Consider the following 18367-nt stretch of genomic DNA (forward strand, 5'->3'; position numbering starts at 1 on the left):
GCGAGACTCCGGCGCACACGTCCCCCAAGGAGAACGACAGATGCAACCTGACAACCTCCAGGCCCAGCAGCGGTTCCACATCCGCCAGCGGCTGCGCATGATGGTCAACCAGTACGAGGTCCACTCGGTGGCTCCCGACGGCTCCGAGGGCGGGCTGCTGGCCTTCGCCCAGCAGAAGCGGCTCGCCTTCAAGGAGCAGGTGACCATCTACACCGACGACACCAAGCAGCAGCCGCTGCTCGGCTTCAAGGCGCGCCAGCGCCTCGACCTCGGCGCCACATACGACGTGACCGACGCCGCCGGCAACCCGATCGGCCTGTTCCGCAAGGACTTCGCCCAGTCGCTGCTCCGCTCCACCTGGCACGTCGAGCAGAACGGCCTGCCGCAGGTGACCGGCCAGGAGCGCAGCCTTCCGGTGGCGCTGCTGCGGCGCTTCGTCGACTCGCTGTCCTGGCTGCCGTACCACTTCGACTTCACCGCCGGCGGGCAGCCGGTCTTCTCCGTCATCAAGAAGTGGGGCCTCCGCGACCGATACGTGGTCGAGATCCACCAGCCGCAGATCGACCGCCGGCTGGTCATCGCGATGGCCGTCGCCCTCGACGCCCTCCAGGCCCGCTGAGGCCACTTTCGACCGATCCGCCCCCGGGACGCGCCCCGACCCGCGTCCCGGGCAGCGGTCCGGCGCGGCGTCCCGGGCAGCGGTCCGGCGCGGCGTCCGGCACCAGACCCGCATCCCGGGGAGGGATCTGGAGCGCCGTGCCGTGCACGGACGCGGCGGCGGCGTGCGCCTCCGTGCAGGACGGCCGGCGTCATCGGCCGGGCGGGTCGGTCCGCGTCGTCCGCGCCGGTCATCCCGTCACCGGGCCGGCACGGGCGCCGGCCGTCGCGACACGGACCAGACCGGGCAGTGGGGCGACCGTCACCTCGGCCGTGACCAGCACGTCGAGCCCGTCGAGCCGACAGCTGACCAGCTCGCCACCGTTTCGGGCGACGAGGTCCGCGGCTCGCGCGCAGGCCACCGACTCACCCTCGATCGCCCGGCCCGCCCCGGCGAGCGCGCCGAAGTCCGCCGCCACCCCCGCCCGCTGGCGGGCCATCTGTGCGGCCGCGACCGCCGCCCCGAAGACCCCGAACAGCACGAACACCAGCCCGGCGGCCAGGAGCAGCACGGTGGCCCCGCCCCGTTGCGCGTCGGCACCCGCACGGCGCGCACCGAGGCAGCGCGCGGTTGCCCGGGTTGCCCGGCTGTCGATGGGCCGACGTGTCTCTCGGCCCGCGCTGCGTCGGCTCATCGCCCGCCCCCCCGGTGCGCCCGGCTCGACGGCGGCCACCGCCGTCGCCGACACGCTGAGGCGGGGTAGCCGGGTGCCGAGAGCGCGAACCGGGGCTCGGACGGTGGCGCGGACCTGCTCGCCCTCCACCGAGACGGAGACGTCGGCGCCCGGAGGTGCGGACCGGCTCCCCGCGGAGCCTCCGTCGCCGCCCCGGGAGACGGCCAGTGCCGCCTCCCGGGCCGCGTGCAGGCAGCCGGCTCGGACCCCGACCGCGTTCACCGCGGTCAGGCCGACGAACAGGAGCAGGAGCAGCGCCGGCAGGCCGGCCGCCAGCTCGGCGGTGAACGACCCCCGGTCACGACCGGCCAGCCGGCGCCGGATCACTTCAGTGCCCGGTCGATGACGGCCGTCAGCGCGGACTGGACGTTGCCGGAGGTCAGCACCTTCAGCAGGATGCCCGCGAAGGCAACCGCCGCGAGCGTGCCGACGGCGTACTCGGCCGTGTTCATCCCCGCGTCCCCGCGCAGGCGGGCGAGCAGTTTGCGCACGTCGTACCCCTTTCTCGATGGTTGTCAGAGCACGTCGCCGAGCACGGCGACAATCACCGGCACCAGACCGGCGAGAATGAACGCCGGCAGGAAGCAGAGCCCCAGCGGCAGGACGATCAGGACTCCGGCGCGGCGGGCCGACGCCTCGGCGGCGGTGGCGCGGTCGGCGCGCAGGTCGTCGGCGAGCCGGGTCAGGGCGCCCGCGAGCGCCGCGCCGCTGTTCGACGACCGGTAGGCCGCGGCCGTCAACCGTTCCGCCGCCGGCACCCCGTCCAGCGCCGACCACGCCTCCTCCGGCCCGCCGCCGAGTCGCAGCGTGCGGCCGACCCGACCGAGTCGATCGGCGAGCGGACCGTCCAGCGCCTCGGCAACCGCCAGCACCGAACGATCCACCGGCGCGCCCGCCCGCATGGCCGCCGCCAGCAGGTCGGCCGCGAGTGGCAGGTCGGCCGCCTCACGCAGGCGCCGGTCCCGAACGGCGGGTGGCTCGACCCGACGGAGCAGGTGGTCGACCACGGGCGTGGTGGGTACGGCGGCGAGCAGGCCGACCCACCCACCGACGACCACCGCCACGGCGACGCCGGCCAGCACCGCCGCGAGGCGGATCACGTCCGGACGTCCGAGCCATCCCGGGCGCGGCGGGTCGGCCGGTTCCCGTTCGAGACGGCGGCCGGGGCGAGTGCCGTGGAGCCGGAGTCGTGCCGGCCGGCCCTCCGCACCCCGTCCGAGCGCCCGGAGCCGGCGCGTCGGTCGGCGACGGATGAGGACGAGCAGCAGCACCGCCGCCACGAGGCAACCCGCGGCGACCGCCGAGCCGGCCATCAGGCGGGCCGGCCGGGCGCGGCGGCGAGCCGTTCCGTCCACAACAGCCCGGCCGCCTGGAGCGCGAGGGTGAGCACCGTGCAGACCGCACCGACCGGGGTGTGCAGCAGCACCGCCAGCGGGTCCACGCCGATGCCGTAGCCGAGCGCGATCCCGCCGAGCGGCAGCGTCGCCAGCAGCCAGGCGGTGGCGCGCGCGCCCCCGCCGCCTGGGCCGTCGCCGCCGCCAGCCCCCGATCGGTCGCGCGGGCATCGGCCTCGATCCGCTCCACCAGCTCGGCGAGTGGCGCGCCGGTGCGGTCGGCGAGTCGTACGGCTGCGGACACCAGGCGGTCGAGCCGGTCCGCACCGTCCGGCCGGTCGGCCGGCGAGTCCTGGGCCGGCACGGGCGCGGGCAGCCCGGCCCGGAGATCGGCGGCGATCCCACAGAGCTCGTCCAACCGGCGGCGGCGGGACTGCTCGGTGTGCCGGCTCGCCTGCCAGCGGAGCGCCGCCCGCGCGCCCAGCGCGGCGTACCCGCCGAGCGCCACCCCACCCACCGGCCCGGCCAGCAGGCCGCCGATCCCGGCGCCGCCCAGGGCGGCCAGGACGAGCACCCGCCGGGGCGATCGGGGAAGCCACGCGAACCATCGAGGTCGCCCGGACGACGCCGGGCGGGCGTCGGCGCGTTGCCGGTGCACCGTGACCTGCCCGAACGGCGTCCCGCCCAGCCCCGCCGGGCCGCGCCCGTCACGTCGACGGGGAGGACGGGTGGGTCCCGTCGGACGCGACGACTGGGTAGGCCCGCCCGCCGGGAACAAGGGCGTCCGAACCGCGACGTCCCGTCCGGCGGAAAGGTCCCGAGCCGCTGCCTCGACGACGCTACCGGGAACGGACCCGTGGTTGGGGATCGCGCCGGCGGAGGCGGACCGGTGGGGGGCGGCGGTGGTAGCCGGCACGGCGCCGTCGAGCGGCTCGGACATCGGCCCGGCGGGACCACCGAGGCCCCGCCCCAGCCCCTCGACCCACTCGACAAGCGCGTCATCCGGGGACGCTTTCGGGGTTCCGCCCGAGCCGACACGGCGGCGGACACGGGCGGCGCGCAGCGGCCAGCCGATCAGCACAACGGCCCCGAGCAGCGAGGCGACCGACACCCAGATCCCGGTGGTCATGCCGGACCGGCCGATCCGGGCCACGGTTCGCAGAGGATCGGTGGCACCGCCACGCCTCGCTCCGCCAGCAGCGCGGCCAAGGGCCGGGCGGCGAGACCGAGCCCCCGTCCGCGTACCCAGGCGGGCACCACCGTGACCAGCCGCTCGGGACCCTCAGGGAGCAACAGGCACACCGATTCGAGCACCCGGCCCCGGTCGCTGCGGCGCACCTGCACCAGCACCTGGAGAGCGGCCACCACCTGGGCATGCAGCGCGGCCCGGGGCAGCCCGCCGAGCATCCCCAAGGCCTCCAGCCGCGCCGGGACGTCCGACGGGGCGTTGGCGTGCAGCGTCCCGGCACCGCCGTCGTGGCCGGTGTTCAAGGCGGCGAGCAGGTCGACCACCTCCGCGCCCCGACACTCACCGACCACCAGACGGTCGGGTCGCATCCGCAGCGCCTGCCGCACGAGGTCGGAGAGCCCGACCACACCGGAACCCTCCACGTTGGCCGTCCGCGCCTGCAACCCGACGACGTGCGGATGCCGCGGCTGCAACTCGGCCGCGTCCTCCACCAGCACGATCCGCTCGGTCGACGGGACGAGCCCGAGCAACGTGTTGAGCAGCGTCGTCTTGCCCGAGCCCGTGCCGCCCGTCACCAGGTACGCGAGCCGCGCCGCCACCACGGCGGACAGCACGGGCGCCACCGGCCGCGGCACCGTCCCGTGCCGCACCAGCTCGTCGAGGGTGAACGGTCGCTGCCGGAAGGTCCGCAGCGACAGGTAGGGCCCGTCGGTCGCCACCGGCGGCAGGACCGCGTGCAACCGGGTCCCGTCGGCGAGCCGCGCGTCGGCGTACGGGGAGGCGTCGTCGAGCCGCCGTCCGGCGCTCGCGGTCAACCGCTGCGCCAACCGGCGCACCTCGTCGACCGAGCCCAGCGGCACCGCCACCTGCTGGAGACCCTGACCTCGGTCGACCCACACGCGAACACCGTTGACCAGCACATCGGTCACCTCGGGATCGGCCAGCAGCGGTGCGAGCGGCCCGGCGCCCACCAGATCGTCGTGGACCCGGTCGGCCATCCGCAGCACGGCGGTGTCTCCCAGGACGGCGGCGGTGGGCTCAGCGCGTACCGCGGAGACGATCGCCGCCGGGGTGACCGGCGTCGCGGCGGCGGCCATCCGCTGCCGCACGCGGACCGTGAGCCCGTCGTCGTCCGGCCGCCGGGCCGACGCGGGGTCCGCCGGGAGTTGCCGAGCCCTCTCGACGCTCATGCCGCACCCGCCCGGGAAGCGCCCGTCAGGTCCGCGACGATCCGCTGGCACAGCGCGGCCAGCGGACCGCGCCCGGCGGCGGCCGGCGCCTCGCCCCGTTCCAGCCCACGGACGAGGCCCGGCTCCGGGCGAAGTGTGCCGGCCAGCGGCAGCCCGAGCGCCCGCGCCACCTCGGCGGCCTTGAGTCGGCCGGGGGCCGGTCCGCGCACGATGACGGACAGTTCGGCGCAGTGCGGGGCGGCGGTGGCCACCACCCGGGCCGCGGCGGCGGTGGCGCGCAGCTCGGCGGGCACGATCACGTACGCCTGGTCGGCGCTCTGCAACGCGGTCACCGCCGCCTCGTCGAGCTGCCGGGGCAGATCGACCACGACGAAGTCACGCCCGCGCCGCGCGGCGTCGACGGTGGCCGCCATGGCCGGCGCCGGCAGGGGGAACAGGTCACCGCGATCCCACGAGAGCACCACCAGGTCACCCCTGCTGGGGAGGGCGCGGACGAGGGCGGGAGCGTCCACCCGGCCGTCCGCGCCGGTGAGCGCCGGCCACCGTAACCCCTCCAGCTGCTCCCACCCGAGGACGAGGTCGAGCCCGCCGCCGAGCGGATCGGCGTCGACGAGGAGGGTGCGCAGCCGGGACCGGGCAGCGGTGACCGCGAGCCCGCCGGCCAGGACACTCGCCCCGGCACCGCCCCGACCGCCAAGCACCGCGACGACTCGCGCGCCCGCGCCCGGCGGGCCCTCGGCGCCGTGCTCAGCGAGACGGTCGACCAGCCAGGGCTCGGCCGCCGGCAGGGTGGCGACGTGCTCGGCGCCGATCAGCTCGGCGACCTGCCAGCCGGGGTCGAGCTCGCCGGATCGGCCGACCAGCACCAGCCGTGGCCGGTGCGGCAGCCGGGCCCGCAGGCACGGCTGCGCCTGGTCGGCACCGAGCAGCACCAGCGGCGCCGGCAGCCAGCGGGTCCGGGCGGCGGCCGGGTCGGGGGCGAGCTCCACCTCCGCGCCGCCGGCGGCGGCGAGCCGGAGCAGGTCGTCGAGCAGGTCGCCGTCGCCGGTGACGACCAGCGGTCGCCGGCCTGGCGGCGGGAGTGAGGTACGGGGTGGCATCGCGGCCTCCAGCGGTCGGGCTCGGGTGCTGACCGAGACCTTGCTCGCCGGCGACCCCGTGGGCTGCCCCAGCGGGCCCGCCTGTGGACAACCGGGCGGCCTGTGGACAACGCCCGCGGAGGCGGTGGATCTGCTATGCGCCGGAACCCGTTCAGTCCCGGATGCGGGTTCGCGCCGGCAGCGTGCCACGTCCGTGACCTTCGATGCCTAACCTGCGGTCATGCGATCCCGCGCGCCGGTTCTGGTGGCGGTGGTGCTGACCATCCCCCTGGCCCTGACCGTGCTCCTCGGCTGCGTCTACACCCTCGTGGGCTTCGCGCCCTCGGAACCGTGCCCGGGCGACACCGGCGACACGTTCCGGATAGCCATGGACGCCTACCGGGTCCTGAGCGGGCTGATGCTGCTGACGACGGTGGCCTCCGTCGTCGTGACGTGGTGGGCGGTGACGCGCCGCAGGAGTCACCCCTGGCCCTGGCTGGCCCTCGCGCTGCTGGGGTTCGTCGTCAGTGCCGCACTGGTGCCGGCGATCAACCGGCTGGGTTCCTGCTGAGGCGCGACCGGCAGCCCGGGGTCACAGGCCGGCGGAGGCGGCGGAGCGCTCCCGGCGGAAGCGACGACCCCGTCCACCAATTCCTGTCACGGTTGCTGGCGGCACCCTTCGCGGGGCGGCGCGGTTTCCCTCGCGACGGCATACTCCCCCTCATGGATGGCGGTGCACGACGGGTGAGGTCCGGCGCCGCCGCGCTCCTGGTTACGGCGCTGGTGGGCGGCGTGTCCTGGCACTTCCTCGACAATCTGGAGGTCCGCCTCCAGGAGAAGGTCGGCGACATCGTCGACGTTCGGGAGAGCCCGCTGCACGAGAGCGCAGTGGCCGACGCCGCGGAGAAGGTCGACAGGGTTCTCTTCCGGTTCGAATACGACCACCTCTACCAGGCTGACAAGTACGCACACTCCGCGGGCCAGCACCCCGACGTCACGGTGCTCGCGGTCACCGGCGAGACGCACTGGCAGACCGGCGTGGCCCTGGTGCTCCAGGTGACCGGTCATGGCGTGGAGATCGGCGCGGACGGCTCGGTGATCAAGGAAGGCGACGAGCGGATCTGCTTCCGTCTCCAGCTCGGCCCGGAGAACGACACCCGCGACGACGACATCGAATGCCCGACGGGAGCTGCCGTACCGGTCACCAAGGACCCGTCGCTCACCGGCATCGACGACCGCCTGAAGAGTGCCCTGCAGTCCGCCGGGTCGAACGAGAACGCCGTCAGCGCGGCGCTCGTCGGCCTGCAACTCGACCCGGCGATTCGCCAGACCGTCGGCGCGCGGAACGGCACCGTCGGCGTCGGTTTACGAGCCTCGCAGTACGACTGCATCCTGGCCCGCATCACCTCGAAGGGAGCAGAGCTCTGGCGGCCCGCGCACAGGCAGCTAGCCCCAGGCGAGATGAGCTGCACTGCGGAAACCGCCTTGAGTAGTGCTTTCGGGAAATACCCGCACTGACACGAACCCCCGGTCGGGTCGGCCGCACGCTGGGCGGTCGACCTTCCGACGCCAGGTGTGGCTGCCGTCGGTCGTGCGCGACGGTCTGCTCGGCCAAGTGGTCGACACCGGCCCGCATCGCTTCCGGGCGGTCCGGCCGGACCGGGAGGGCACCGAGTGGTCGGCCGAGTCCACCTCCCAGGGGGAGGCCGTCGCCTGCGCGGCGACCAAGGCCGTCGGCGCACCCCGGACAGATGGGCCTTCGACCGGGACAGAGACGACCTGTGACCTGCGACGGGACAGCGCTCCCAGAAAGGGACGACCCCCGTCGGGGGGAGACGGGGGTCGTCGGGAGGTTCGGCTCCGGGGGGGTCGAGCCGAACCAACTCAGCGGTCACGGGGGGTGCAACCGCTGAGGGTCTGTCTGTTGTGCGAGATATGGATACTCGCCGTGCGGACAAGTCTGCCTGAGCGGACCTGTTACGTCGAGTGGTGTGCACTCCACTCCCTGCGAATTGTTTTCGCAGAGTGTGACCGCGATCACTGTGAGCGGAGATGATCGGCTCGGCCAGCGGGTCTGGGGATCACCGGACCCCCGGGCACCCGCCGACCATAGACCATCCGACTAGACTTTCGCGCCGTGGGCCGAGGTGCCGCTTTCTTCGATCTGGACAAGACCGTCATCGCCAAGTCGAGCGCGTTGGCGTTCGGTCGGCCGTTCTACCGGGACGGGCTGATCACACGGCGTGACGTGGTCAAGTCGGCGTACGCGCAGCTGATGTTCCGGCTGGGCGGCACCGACGAGCAGACCATGGCGCGTACGAGGGACTACCTGGCCACCCTGTGCAAGGGCTGGCAGGTCGAGCAGGTCCGCCAGATCGTCGCGGAGACACTCCACGAGCTGATCAACCCGTACGTCTATGCGGAGGCGGCCGCCCTCATCGAGGAGCACCGGGCCGCCGGCCGGGACGTGGTGCTGGTGTCCGCCTCCGGCGAGGAGATGGTCCGGCCCATCGGCGAGCTGCTGGGCATCACCGACGTGATCGCCACCCGGATGGCGGTCAAGGACGGCCGTTACAGCGGCGAGGTGGAGTTCTACGCGGCCGGCCCGAGCAAGGTCGAGGCGGTCCGGGAGCTCGCCGAGGAGCGCGGCTACGACCTCGACGACTCGTACGCCTACTCCGACTCGTACAGCGACCGGCCGCTGCTGGAGTGCGTCGGGCACCCGACCGCGGTGAACCCGGACCGGCAGCTGCGCAAGCTGGCGGTGGAGAACGCCTGGCCGGTGCTCGAGTTCCGGCACCCGATCCCGCTGGGCCGCCGCCTGCGGGAGCGCCCGGCCGTCCCGGTGGCCGCGGCCGCGGCGGCGGTGGGCGTCGGGGTCGCGATCGGCATCGCCTGGTACGGCCGGCACCGCCGAACCAGAGCAACGTCCGCGACCGCCTGAGCCGGCACCGCACCGGAACCGTCGAGACCCCCACCTCTCGGGGAATCCTGACCCGGCACCCCCGCCGGGGGGTGGTCGAGACCCCAACTTCTCGGATGTTGTTGCCTCCGCGCCCATCGGAGGCAACAACATCCCGGAAACTGCGCGGATCTTGAGGCCGGGCGGGCCGGCGGCCCGCGGGCGCGACGGGCACGGCAGGGCCCGGCGCGAAGCGGCGGGCGGGGCAGGCGCGGTGCGGCGGGGCAGGCGCGGTGCGGCGGGCGGGGCAGGCGCGGTGCCGGGTCAGGAGGCGGCGAGGACCTCGTCGCCGATCAGGGTGAGCTGGTCGGCCGCCACCTCCACGGCCGTCATGTAGTGCCGCAGCCAGGAGCGCAGCCCGTCGGGCGTGCCGGTGGCGAAGGCACCGGCGGAACCGACGTACTCGGGTTCGCGTTCGTGGTGCCCGACGTCGAGCGCCAGCAGGCCACGTGGGTCGGTGCCGCTGGCGAGCAGGACGAGTCGCGCCGCACCCCGGGCGACGACGCCGGACGGGCCGGCGAACGGCCGCAGCGCCAGCAGCTCGCCGTGGACCACGGCCGCGAGCACCAGCGGGGAGACCTTCGTGCCGCCGGTCACCAGGTTGGCGAGGCCGTCGAGTCGGGCGCCGACGACCGGGTCGGTGACGGGCCGGCCGAGTTCCGGTTCGGGTACGACGTCGCGGGCGGCGAGCACGTGCAGCCGGGCGAGCGCCTGCCGGGGCGCCTTCGGCCAGAGCTCGGTGAGCGTGGGCAGTGCCCCGGCCACCCGCAGCGCGCCCTGGAGCACCGGGTCGGTGACGGTGCCGGCGCGGACGGCCTCGCGCTCGTGGGCGTACCCCTCAAGGGCCGCGCTGGCCACCGCGGAGCGCAGGCTTACCTCGGCCGCGACCTGGCCACCGTGGCGGCGGAGCGCACGGTGTCGCAAGGCCTGGTCGAACCGCTCGCGGGCGCGCTCGACGGCGGGTGCGACGTCGGTGAGCGCGAGCAGCGGCGCGAGCGGGTCGGTGGTCATTCCGCCACCGTAGCGACCCGGCCGGGGGACGCACCGGCCAGCCGTGGGGATGGCGACCGACGCCACCGCCGACGCCGGGACGTCCTGGGTCGCGGGCCGGCACCGACATGGGAGATGACGGCGACCGGGATCGCCCCGGCCGGCATCGCCGTCGGGGTCGAGCACCGTCGGCGACACGACGTCCGTGGCACACCGGGCAACCGAGGGGGTACGCGTGCAGCTTGGCGCGCGCGGCCGTCCGCTCGGCGCGGTGGGGGCGGGCGGCGGTCGCCCGTCCTGGCCGGCGGGGCTAACCTCTCCCCCAGACGAGACGCAGGTCACCACCCCGAGCGACGAGGAGTCACGGATGAGCGAGGCATTGGCCAATCTGCTGAACGAGACGCGCCAGTTCCCGCCGCCGGCCCAGCTCGCCGCCGAGGCCAACGTCAAGGCCGACGCCTACGACGAGGCGGCGGCCGACCGGCTGGCGTTCTGGGAGCGGCAGGCCGGGCGGTTGGCCTGGTCGAAGCAGTGGGACGAGGTGCTGGACTGGTCGAACCCGCCGTTCGCGAAGTGGTTCGTCGGCGGCCAGCTCAACGTGGCGTACAACTGTCTGGACCGGCACGTGGAGGCCGGCCGGGGCGACAAGGTGGCGATCCACTGGGAGGGCGAGCCCGGCGACACGCGCACCCTCACGTACGCCGACCTGCACAGGCTGACCTGCCAGGCGGCGAACGCGCTGACCGACCTGGGCGTCACCGCGGGTGACCGGGTGGCGATCTACCTGCCGATGATCCCGGAGGCCGCGGCCGCGATGCTGGCCTGCGCCCGGATCGGCGCCACGCACAGCGTGGTGTTCGGTGGTTTCTCGGCCGACGCGTTGACCAACCGGATCCAGGACGCCACCGCCAAGGTGGTCATCACGGCGGACGGCGGCTTCCGGCGGGGCAAGCCGTCGGCGCTGAAGCCCACCGTGGACGAGGCCGTGGCGAAGTGCCCGTCGGTGGAGCACGTGCTGGTGGTGCGTCGCACCGGCGAGGACGTCGCGTGGTCGGAGAAGGACCACTGGTGGCACGAGACGGTGGAGACGGCCGCGCCGGAGCACACCGCGCAGCCGTTCGACGCCGAGCACCCGCTCTTCATCCTCTACACGAGCGGCACGACGGCTCGTCCGAAGGGCATCCTGCACACCACCGGCGGCTACCTGACGCAGGCGTCGTACACCACGCACGCGGTCTTCGACCTGAAGCCGGAGACGGACGTCTACTGGTGCACCGCCGACATCGGCTGGGTGACCGGGCACTCCTACATCGTCTACGGCCCGCTCTCCAACGGCGCCACCCAGGTCATGTACGAGGGCACCCCGGACACGCCGCACAAGGGCCGCTTCTGGGAGATCGTCGACAAGTACCAGGTGAGCATCCTCTACACGGCCCCGACGCTCATCCGCACGATGATGAAGTGGGGCGAGGACATTCCGGCCGGGTTCGATCTGTCCTCGCTGCGGCTCCTGGGCAGCGTCGGCGAGCCGATCAACCCGGAGGCGTGGATGTGGTACCGGCAGCACGTCGGCCGGGGCGAGCTGCCCGTCGTGGACACGTGGTGGCAGACCGAGACCGGCGCCATCATGATCTCCCCGCTGCCGGGCGTGACCGCGGCCAAGCCGGGTAGTGCGATGACCCCGCTGCCGGGCATCGTCGCGGACGTGGTGGACGACCAGGGCCAGGCGGTGCCCAACGGCGGTGGCGGCTACCTGGTGCTCAAGGAGCCGTGGCCGTCGATGCTGCGCACGATCTGGGGCGACGACAACCGGTTCCTCGAGACGTACTGGTCGCGGTTCGGGGCCGGCGCCAACTCCGGCGACGAGTGGGTCTACTTCGCCGGTGACGGGGCGAAGAAGGACGACGACGGGCACATCTGGCTGCTGGGCCGGGTGGACGACGTGATGCTGGTGTCCGGCCACAACATCTCGACCACCGAGGTGGAGTCGGCGCTGGTGTCCCACCCGTCGGTGGCCGAGGCGGCGGTGGTCGGCGCGACCGACCCGACGACCGGCCAGGCGATCGTCGCGTTCGCCATTCCGCGCGGCAGCGCGGAGACCACGGGCGAGGCGGGCGAGCAGCTCATCGCGGACCTGCGCAACCACGTGGCGAAGACGCTCGGCCCGATCGCCAAGCCCCGGCAGATCATGCTGGTGCCCGAGCTGCCGAAGACCCGCTCGGGCAAGATCATGCGGCGGCTGCTGCGGGACGTGGCCGAGAACCGGTCGCTGGGCGACGTCACGACGCTCCAGGACTCGTCGGTGATGGAGCTGATCTCCGCCGGCATGAGTGGCGGCAAGTCCGACGAGGACTGACGGCTCGCGTACACAGAGGAGGGTGGCGGTTCGACGGGCCGCCACCCTCCGTCATGTCTTACGCATCGACACTCATAGTGGCGTCTGCTGTCATATCGGTCGGTCGGTGGAATCGAAGGCGGCTGAACGGACAAGGCGGCCCTCGACCCCTGTCGCTGCGGGCCGATCGTGATTTAGGTTCACGCAGGCCGGGCCGGTTCGACAGGCATCACTTCGAGGACCGTTCGGTCGCCAACTCCTCCGCCATGCCCGAGAAATGGAGCGGCATGAACAAACAATCCAGGGCTGGGACGCGTCGACGCCTACTCGTCGCGCTGCCCGCCGTCGCCCTCGCGGCTACGTCACTGACCGTGACGAGCAGCGCGTCGGCCGAGACCTCCGCCGCTCCGCGCGCGGTGATCGGGGCCGACGAGTACTACATCAACTACGCCGAGCCCGAGGTCCAGCCGGACTCGCACGGCCGTGAGGTCAAGGGCAAGGACGGCGTCTACACCACGCCGGCCGACGAGGCGCGGGCGTTCGACCGCAAGTACGCGCGCGGCAACCCGGTGACCGCCAAGCAGTTGGCCAAGATCGAGGCGAAGTCGATCCGGACCAAGTTGAACCCGCGCAAGATCAAGCAGGCGCCCAGCACGCAGACCGCGAAGCTGCTGACCCTGCTGGTCGAGTTCAACGACCAGGCCAACGACGACTTCACCAACGTCATGGTGCCGCGCACGGTGTTCGACGACCGCACCTGCGTGCCCGGCACCGTGCAGAACGGGCCGAAGCACAACAACATCCCGAACCCGGCCACCCTCGGGTACGAGGACAACAACTCGATGTGGGTGCCGGACTTCTCGCCCACGCACTACGACAAGATGCTCTACACCAAGAAGGGCATCACCGAGCGGGTGCGCAAGGACCTGAAGGGTCCGGACGGCAAGAAGGGCATCGACCTCTCCGGCCGCACGATGCACAACATGTACCTGGAGATGTCCAAGGGCGCGTACACCGTGGACGGGCAGGCCAGCCCGTGGATCACGGTGCCGCACTCGGAGGCCTGGTACGGGGCGAACCGCTGCTTCCAGGACGAGAACGGCAACTGGGTCGCCGGTCGCCAGCAGTCGATGAACGGCCACCCGGACAACCCGGCCGGCGCGGGCCGGCTCGCCACCGACGCGATCAGCACGCTGGCCGCCACCAACCCGAACTTCCCCTGGGCCGACTACGACATCGAGGACCAGGGCGACCGGGACGGCGACGGCAACTTCTTCGAGCCGGACGGCGTGATCGACCACCTGGTGCTGGTGCACGCCGGCAAGGGCAAGTCCAGCGGTGGCGGCGTGCAGGGCCCGTACGCCATCTGGGCCCACTCCTCCTCGGTGGTGGGCGGTTACACGATCCCGGGCACCAACCTCCAGGTGTCCAACTACATCGTGCAGCCGGAGGACGCCGGCGTCGGCGTCTTCGCCCACGAGTTCGGCCACGACCTCGGTCTGCCGGACCTCTACGACACCTCCGGCAACGCCGACTCGGACGTCGACTTCTGGGACCTGATGGCCTCGGGCTCGCACTCCGGCGAGATCTTCCAGGCGCTGCCGACCCACATGGGCATCTGGGACAAGTGGGTGCTCGGCTGGGCCGACCCGCTGACCATCGCGCCGGGCACCCGCCCGCGTGACGTCGAGCTCGGGCAGACCTCGCGCACCCCGGTCCGCACCGAGGACGGCATCAAGGTCGACCTGCCCGACAAGGTCGCCACGCTGGCCACGCCGCACAGCGGCGCGAACATGTGGCACAGCAACAACGACCAGGACTGGGCCGACGTCAAGCTGAGCCGCTCGGTGGCGGTGCCGGCAGCCGCGGACGCCAAGTTCTGGATGTGGAACAACTACGTCATCGAGGCCGACTGGGACTACGGCTTCGTCGAGATCTCGACCGACGGCGGGACCACCTGGTCCGAGCAGAAGGTCTACGACGAGGCCGGCAACGTGGTCACCACGCCGGACAACTACCCGGACCCGAACGGCCGGATGAACGACTTCGGCGGCAAGAAGTACGGCCTGACCGGTAGCACCGACGGCTGGCGGCACGACTACGTCGACCTGTCGGCGTACGCCGGGACGACGATCCAACTGCGGCTGCGTCAGGCCACCGACGAGGCGTTCGTCGAGCGGGGCTGGTTCGCCGACGACTTCTCGGTCACCGGCGGCGGCGCCACCACCTGGAGCGACGACGTCGAGGGCGGTGCCAACGGCTGGACCGCCACCACCGGCACCTGGGTCGACACCACGGGCGCGGGCTGGAAGATCGACGGCGGCACCCGGACCAGCGCGCACTACTACCTGGCCGAGTGGCGCAACTTCGACGGCTTCGACAAGGGCCTGAAGTACGCCTACGACACGGTGTACTCGCGTGACGCCTGGAAGGTCGACCGGATCTCGTACAACGCGCCGGGCATGTTGGTGTGGTACCGGGACACCGAGCTGGGCGACGTCAACCACGTGACCGGTCAGCTCACCGCGTTGCCGAGCTACGGCGCGAAGGGCGGGTTGCTCATCGTCGACTCGCACTTCGACCCGCTGCGGCGTACGGGCACGGCGGCGGTGAAGGACCCGTCGGTGACGGACAACCTGCCGAGCCGTCCGCAGTCGTCGAACGCGGCGTTCTCGCTGAACAACACGTACCCGTTCCAGGAGTGCCTGGAGGCGGCGGGCGAGCCGTACAGCGCGTACTGCACCAAGTTCAAGGCGCAGCCGGGCGTGAAGTCGTTCACCGACGCCAAGGGCTGGTACCCGGGCATCGAGATCCGGGACGGCGCCGCGTACGCCCGGGACAGCGACGCCTCCGTGGTGCTGCCGTCGCGGAACAACGCGCCGTACACCACCCGGGTGACCAACCCGGACGGCACGCCGGCGCCGGAGTTCTACGGGGTGACCCTGGGCGGCGGCGCGATCGTGCTGGGCACCGGTAACCCCGGTGACCTGGGCGTCAACTTCGGCGTCTCGCTCATGATCAAGAAGGCCGCGAAGGACAACTCCTCCGCCACGATCTACGTGACGCCGGCGAGGAACTGATCCGGACCCGTCACCACGACGGGATGGTCGAGGGGCGGCCCGTCCGAAGCGCAGGCTTCGGGCGGGCCGTCCGCCGTTGTACGTACCGCCGCGGCGGGGTCCCCGGCACGGGCCCGTAGGTCGGCTCCGCGACCGCGTCCCACGGTGGCGGTGTGACGTTTCCGGTGCGCCGCGCGCTCTCTATCCGGGGCACTCCATAATCTCCGCCACATAGATGATCGTGGCCGAAACGTGACGTAAACGGTTGCCCCGGGCTACGGCCTGGTCGTACCGATATGTCATTACAAAACCGCTCAGATCGCCGGTTCCACTCGGGCAATTGGCTCGTGACAACCGCTGATCTCTCTGCGAGGGTGGTGACGCATCTCATGACAGCGCTGGCCATCTACGCCACCTGTCATGTAACAGGTCCACAAAGGAGGAGACCTTTGAGGAGACGAGTCACAGCCGGCCTGGCCAGCGCCACGGCCGCGCTGCTGGCGGCGGGAGTCGTGGCGACGCCGGCCTCCGGCGCCCCGGCGGCGGGCCCGACCCCCGGATCCGACAAGGCGAAGCACGGCCGCGACAACCTGCCCGACCCGAGGGCGGACCAGTAGCGCGAGCTGCGCAAGCAGGCCATCGCCGACCTGCTGTCCGGCAAGGCCAAGCTTTCCAAGCGCAACGGCTCGAAGGTCATCCAGGTCAAGGACGACCTGTTCGTCGAGTACCAGCAGGCCCCGAAGGTCGACCCGATCTTCACGATGCTGGTGAACTTCGGCGACAAGACCGACCCCCGCACCGGCGGCACCCCCGGCCCGGTGGTCAACCAGATCCCCCAGCCGGACCGCACGTGGGACGGCAACGCCACCGACGACAACAGCACCCTGTGGCGGCCCGACTTCCACCGTGAGCACTACCTGGACATGTTCTACGGTGACGGCGAGTCGATGCGGGACTTCTACCTGAAGCAGTCCGGCGGCCGCTACACCGTCGGCGGAGACGTCACCGACTGGGTCACCGTCCCGTTCAACGAGGCGCGCTACGGCAGCAACGCCATCTCCGAGGCCGACGGCTCCTGGAACTTCATCAAGGACAGCGCCACGGCCTGGTACGACAGCGAGGTCGCGGCCGGGAAGACGCCGGCCCAGATCAAGGAGTACCTGGCCCAGTTCGACGTGTGGGACCGGTACGACTTCGACGGCGACGGCGACTTCAACGAGCCCGACGGCTACATCGACCACTTCCAGGCGGTGCACGCCGGTGAGGGCGAGGAGGCCGGCGGCGGCGCCCAGGGCGAGGACGCCATCTGGTCGCACCGCTGGGGCGCCTTCACGAACCTCGAGGGCGTCGCCGGGCCGGCCGGCAACCTCGCCGGTGGTGTGCAGATCGGTGACACCGGCCTGTGGATCCGCGACTACACCACCGAGCCGGAGAACGGCGGCCTGGGTGTCTTCGCCCACGAGTACGGGCACGACCTCGGCCTGCCGGACCTCTACGACACCAACGGCGGCGACAACGGGGTCGGCTTCTGGAGCCTGATGGCCTCGGGTTCGTGGCTGAGCCACGGCACCGAGGACATCGGGTCGACCCCGGGCTACATGGACCCGTGGTCGAAGCTCTACCTCGGCTGGCTGAACTACAGCACCGTCGAGGAGGACAGCGGCGCCACCAAGGTGACGCTCGGCCCGGCCGGCGACAGCGACGGGCCGAAGGCCCAGGCGGTCGTCGTGAACCTGCCGGCGCAGACCCAGACCACCGAGTACAACACCCCCTTCGGGGGCTCGTACGAGTGGTGGAGCGGCAGCGCGGACGACCTGAAGAACTCGCTGACCCGCACCCTGGACCTGACCGGGGCGACCACCGCGTCGATCAGCGCGAAGGCCCAGTACGACATCGAGGAGGACTACGACTTCCTCTACGCCGAGGTGTCCACCAACGGTGGCACGAGCTGGACCTCGCTCACCAACTCGCTGGTCGACGCCGCCGAGACCGGGGTCGACGGCTCCAGCAACGGCGAGTGGGTGGACCTGACCTACGACCTGTCCGCGTACGCCGGGCAGACCGTGCAGTTCCGCTACCGCTACGCGACCGACGGCGGCGTGCACTTCGCCGGCGCGTTCCTGGACGACATCAGGCTGACCCGCAACGGCAGCGTCGCGTGGACCGACGACGCCGAGACCCAGGCCGCCGAGTGGACCGTGAAGGGCTTCACCCGGATCGACGGCTCGGTCACCGACGTGTACCCCCGCTTCTACATCGCCGAGAACCGCACCTACTTCGGGTACGACGACGCGCTGCGGACCGGCGGGTACAACTTCGGCTACGGCAACACCCGGCCGGACTTCGTGGACCGGTTCGCGAACCAGCCCGGCATGCTGGTCTGGTACGTGAACTACGCGTACGGCGACAACAACACGTCCGCGCACCCGGGCTACGGCCTGAACCTGCCGGTCGACGTCCGCCCCGGCCCGATCACCGTCCCCGGCCAGGGCACCATCACCAACCGGCGTAACGGCTTCGACGGGACGTTCAGCACCAAGAACAAGCCGGCCCAGACCTTCCGCCTCAACGGCGTGGCGGTCACCCTGCCGAAGCTGAAGGCCAACAAGGTCTTCGACGACAGCGTGGTGGACCGTTACTGGTCGCCGCAGAACGAGCAGAACTCGGTGAAGGTCGCCGGCACCGGCACCCGGATCGAGATCGTGAAGCAGGGCACCAAGCCGACCGACGAGATGGTCGTGAAGGTCACCAACTGATCCATCGATCAATCGTGGGGCCGGTGGCGGAAACGCCACCGGCCCCACTTTTCGTACCTCGGGTCATTTGATCGAAATGCACCGCTGCATGTGCGGGCGAGACACGGACGCCCTGCTCATCGACGGTTGTGAAGGCGTCGAA

Annotated in this window: 15 protein-coding genes and 1 pseudogene; 8 read left to right on the top strand and 8 right to left on the bottom strand. The window is 72.2% G+C overall.

The genetic code is table 11. From position 1 onward, the window contains the following. The first annotated feature begins 40 nt into the window (after positions 1-40). Positions 41-619 carry an LURP-one-related/scramblase family protein gene (locus GA0070620_RS20150; protein WP_091593166.1) on the top strand — a complete coding sequence of 193 codons (579 nt, stop codon included), beginning with the start codon at positions 41-43 and terminating at the stop codon, positions 617-619. A gap of 229 nt (positions 620-848) precedes the next feature. Here GA0070620_RS20150 and GA0070620_RS20155 read toward each other — a convergent pair whose 3' ends face one another. The 7 genes and pseudogenes from GA0070620_RS20155 to ssd form a co-directional block, all read right to left on the bottom strand. Then, the gene (locus tag GA0070620_RS20155; RefSeq protein WP_091599062.1) at positions 849-1292 is read right to left on the bottom strand and encodes an Rv3654c family TadE-like protein; all 444 of its coding nucleotides are present in this window, start codon (positions 1290-1292) and stop codon (positions 849-851) included. A gap of 9 nt (positions 1293-1301) precedes the next feature. Next, a pseudogene (locus GA0070620_RS20160) lies at positions 1302-1658 on the bottom strand (TadE family type IV pilus minor pilin); the annotation flags it as partial. Beyond that, a complete protein-coding gene (locus GA0070620_RS20165) occupies positions 1655-1783 on the bottom strand; it encodes a DUF4244 domain-containing protein (protein WP_208418639.1) in 129 nt (42 codons plus the stop codon). The gene GA0070620_RS20165 and the pseudogene GA0070620_RS20160, both read right to left, overlap by 4 nt. A gap of 63 nt (positions 1784-1846) precedes the next feature. Further along, a complete protein-coding gene (locus tag GA0070620_RS20170) occupies positions 1847-2644 on the bottom strand; it encodes a type II secretion system F family protein (protein ID WP_091599065.1) in 798 nt (265 codons plus the stop codon). After that, complete coding sequence (locus GA0070620_RS34265) at positions 2644-2772, bottom strand: hypothetical protein (protein ID WP_377520736.1); 129 nt, start codon at positions 2770-2772, stop codon at positions 2644-2646. Before GA0070620_RS34265 ends, GA0070620_RS20170 begins: the two co-directional genes overlap by 1 nt. A gap of 1018 nt (positions 2773-3790) precedes the next feature. After that, the gene (locus GA0070620_RS20180; RefSeq protein WP_091593168.1) at positions 3791-5044 is read right to left on the bottom strand and encodes a TadA family conjugal transfer-associated ATPase; all 1254 of its coding nucleotides are present in this window, start codon (positions 5042-5044) and stop codon (positions 3791-3793) included. Beyond that, positions 5041-6144, bottom strand: coding sequence for a septum site-determining protein Ssd (gene ssd / locus GA0070620_RS20185; protein ID WP_091593170.1), 1104 nt, complete (start codon positions 6142-6144; stop codon positions 5041-5043). The genes GA0070620_RS20180 and ssd overlap by 4 nt, the downstream gene beginning before the upstream one ends. Positions 6145-6364: 220 nt before the next feature. Here ssd and GA0070620_RS20190 point away from each other — a divergent pair, with 220 nt between their 5' ends. The 3 genes from GA0070620_RS20190 (at position 6365) to GA0070620_RS20200 (ending at position 9067) form a co-directional block, all read left to right on the top strand. Continuing rightward, complete coding sequence (locus tag GA0070620_RS20190; protein WP_157741681.1) at positions 6365-6694, top strand: hypothetical protein; 330 nt, start codon at positions 6365-6367, stop codon at positions 6692-6694. A gap of 152 nt (positions 6695-6846) precedes the next feature. After that, complete coding sequence (locus GA0070620_RS20195; protein WP_157741682.1) at positions 6847-7641, top strand: hypothetical protein; 795 nt, start codon at positions 6847-6849, stop codon at positions 7639-7641. A 619-nt stretch (positions 7642-8260) separates the two neighbouring features. Then, positions 8261-9067, top strand: a complete 807-nt coding sequence (locus tag GA0070620_RS20200; protein WP_091593175.1) for an HAD family hydrolase — start codon at positions 8261-8263, stop codon at positions 9065-9067. Positions 9068-9349: 282 nt separating this feature from the next. On the opposite strand, the gene GA0070620_RS20205 is transcribed toward GA0070620_RS20200, so the two are convergent. Beyond that, positions 9350-10096, bottom strand: a complete 747-nt coding sequence (locus GA0070620_RS20205; protein WP_091593178.1) for a Fic family protein — start codon at positions 10094-10096, stop codon at positions 9350-9352. 346 nt (positions 10097-10442) lie between these two features. On the opposite strand from GA0070620_RS20205, the gene acs reads away from it, so the two are divergent. The 4 genes from acs to GA0070620_RS20220 all read left to right on the top strand — a co-directional run bounded on the left by acs (position 10443) and on the right by GA0070620_RS20220 (position 18225). Then, a complete protein-coding gene (acs, locus tag GA0070620_RS20210; protein WP_091593179.1) occupies positions 10443-12431 on the top strand; it encodes an acetate--CoA ligase in 1989 nt (662 codons plus the stop codon). Between the two features lie 266 nt (positions 12432-12697). Beyond that, the gene (locus tag GA0070620_RS20215) at positions 12698-15490 is read left to right on the top strand and encodes an immune inhibitor A domain-containing protein (protein ID WP_091593182.1); all 2793 of its coding nucleotides are present in this window, start codon (positions 12698-12700) and stop codon (positions 15488-15490) included. Positions 15491-15918: 428 nt separating this feature from the next. After that, a complete protein-coding gene (locus GA0070620_RS33270) occupies positions 15919-16086 on the top strand; it encodes a hypothetical protein (RefSeq protein WP_197677473.1) in 168 nt (55 codons plus the stop codon). 96 nt (positions 16087-16182) lie between these two features. Beyond that, the gene (locus GA0070620_RS20220; protein ID WP_269456583.1) at positions 16183-18225 is read left to right on the top strand and encodes an immune inhibitor A domain-containing protein; all 2043 of its coding nucleotides are present in this window, start codon (positions 16183-16185) and stop codon (positions 18223-18225) included. Positions 18226-18367: the final 142 nt, after the last annotated feature.

Source organism: Micromonospora krabiensis (genome assembly GCF_900091425.1).
Classification (GTDB): domain Bacteria; phylum Actinomycetota; class Actinomycetes; order Mycobacteriales; family Micromonosporaceae; genus Micromonospora; species Micromonospora krabiensis.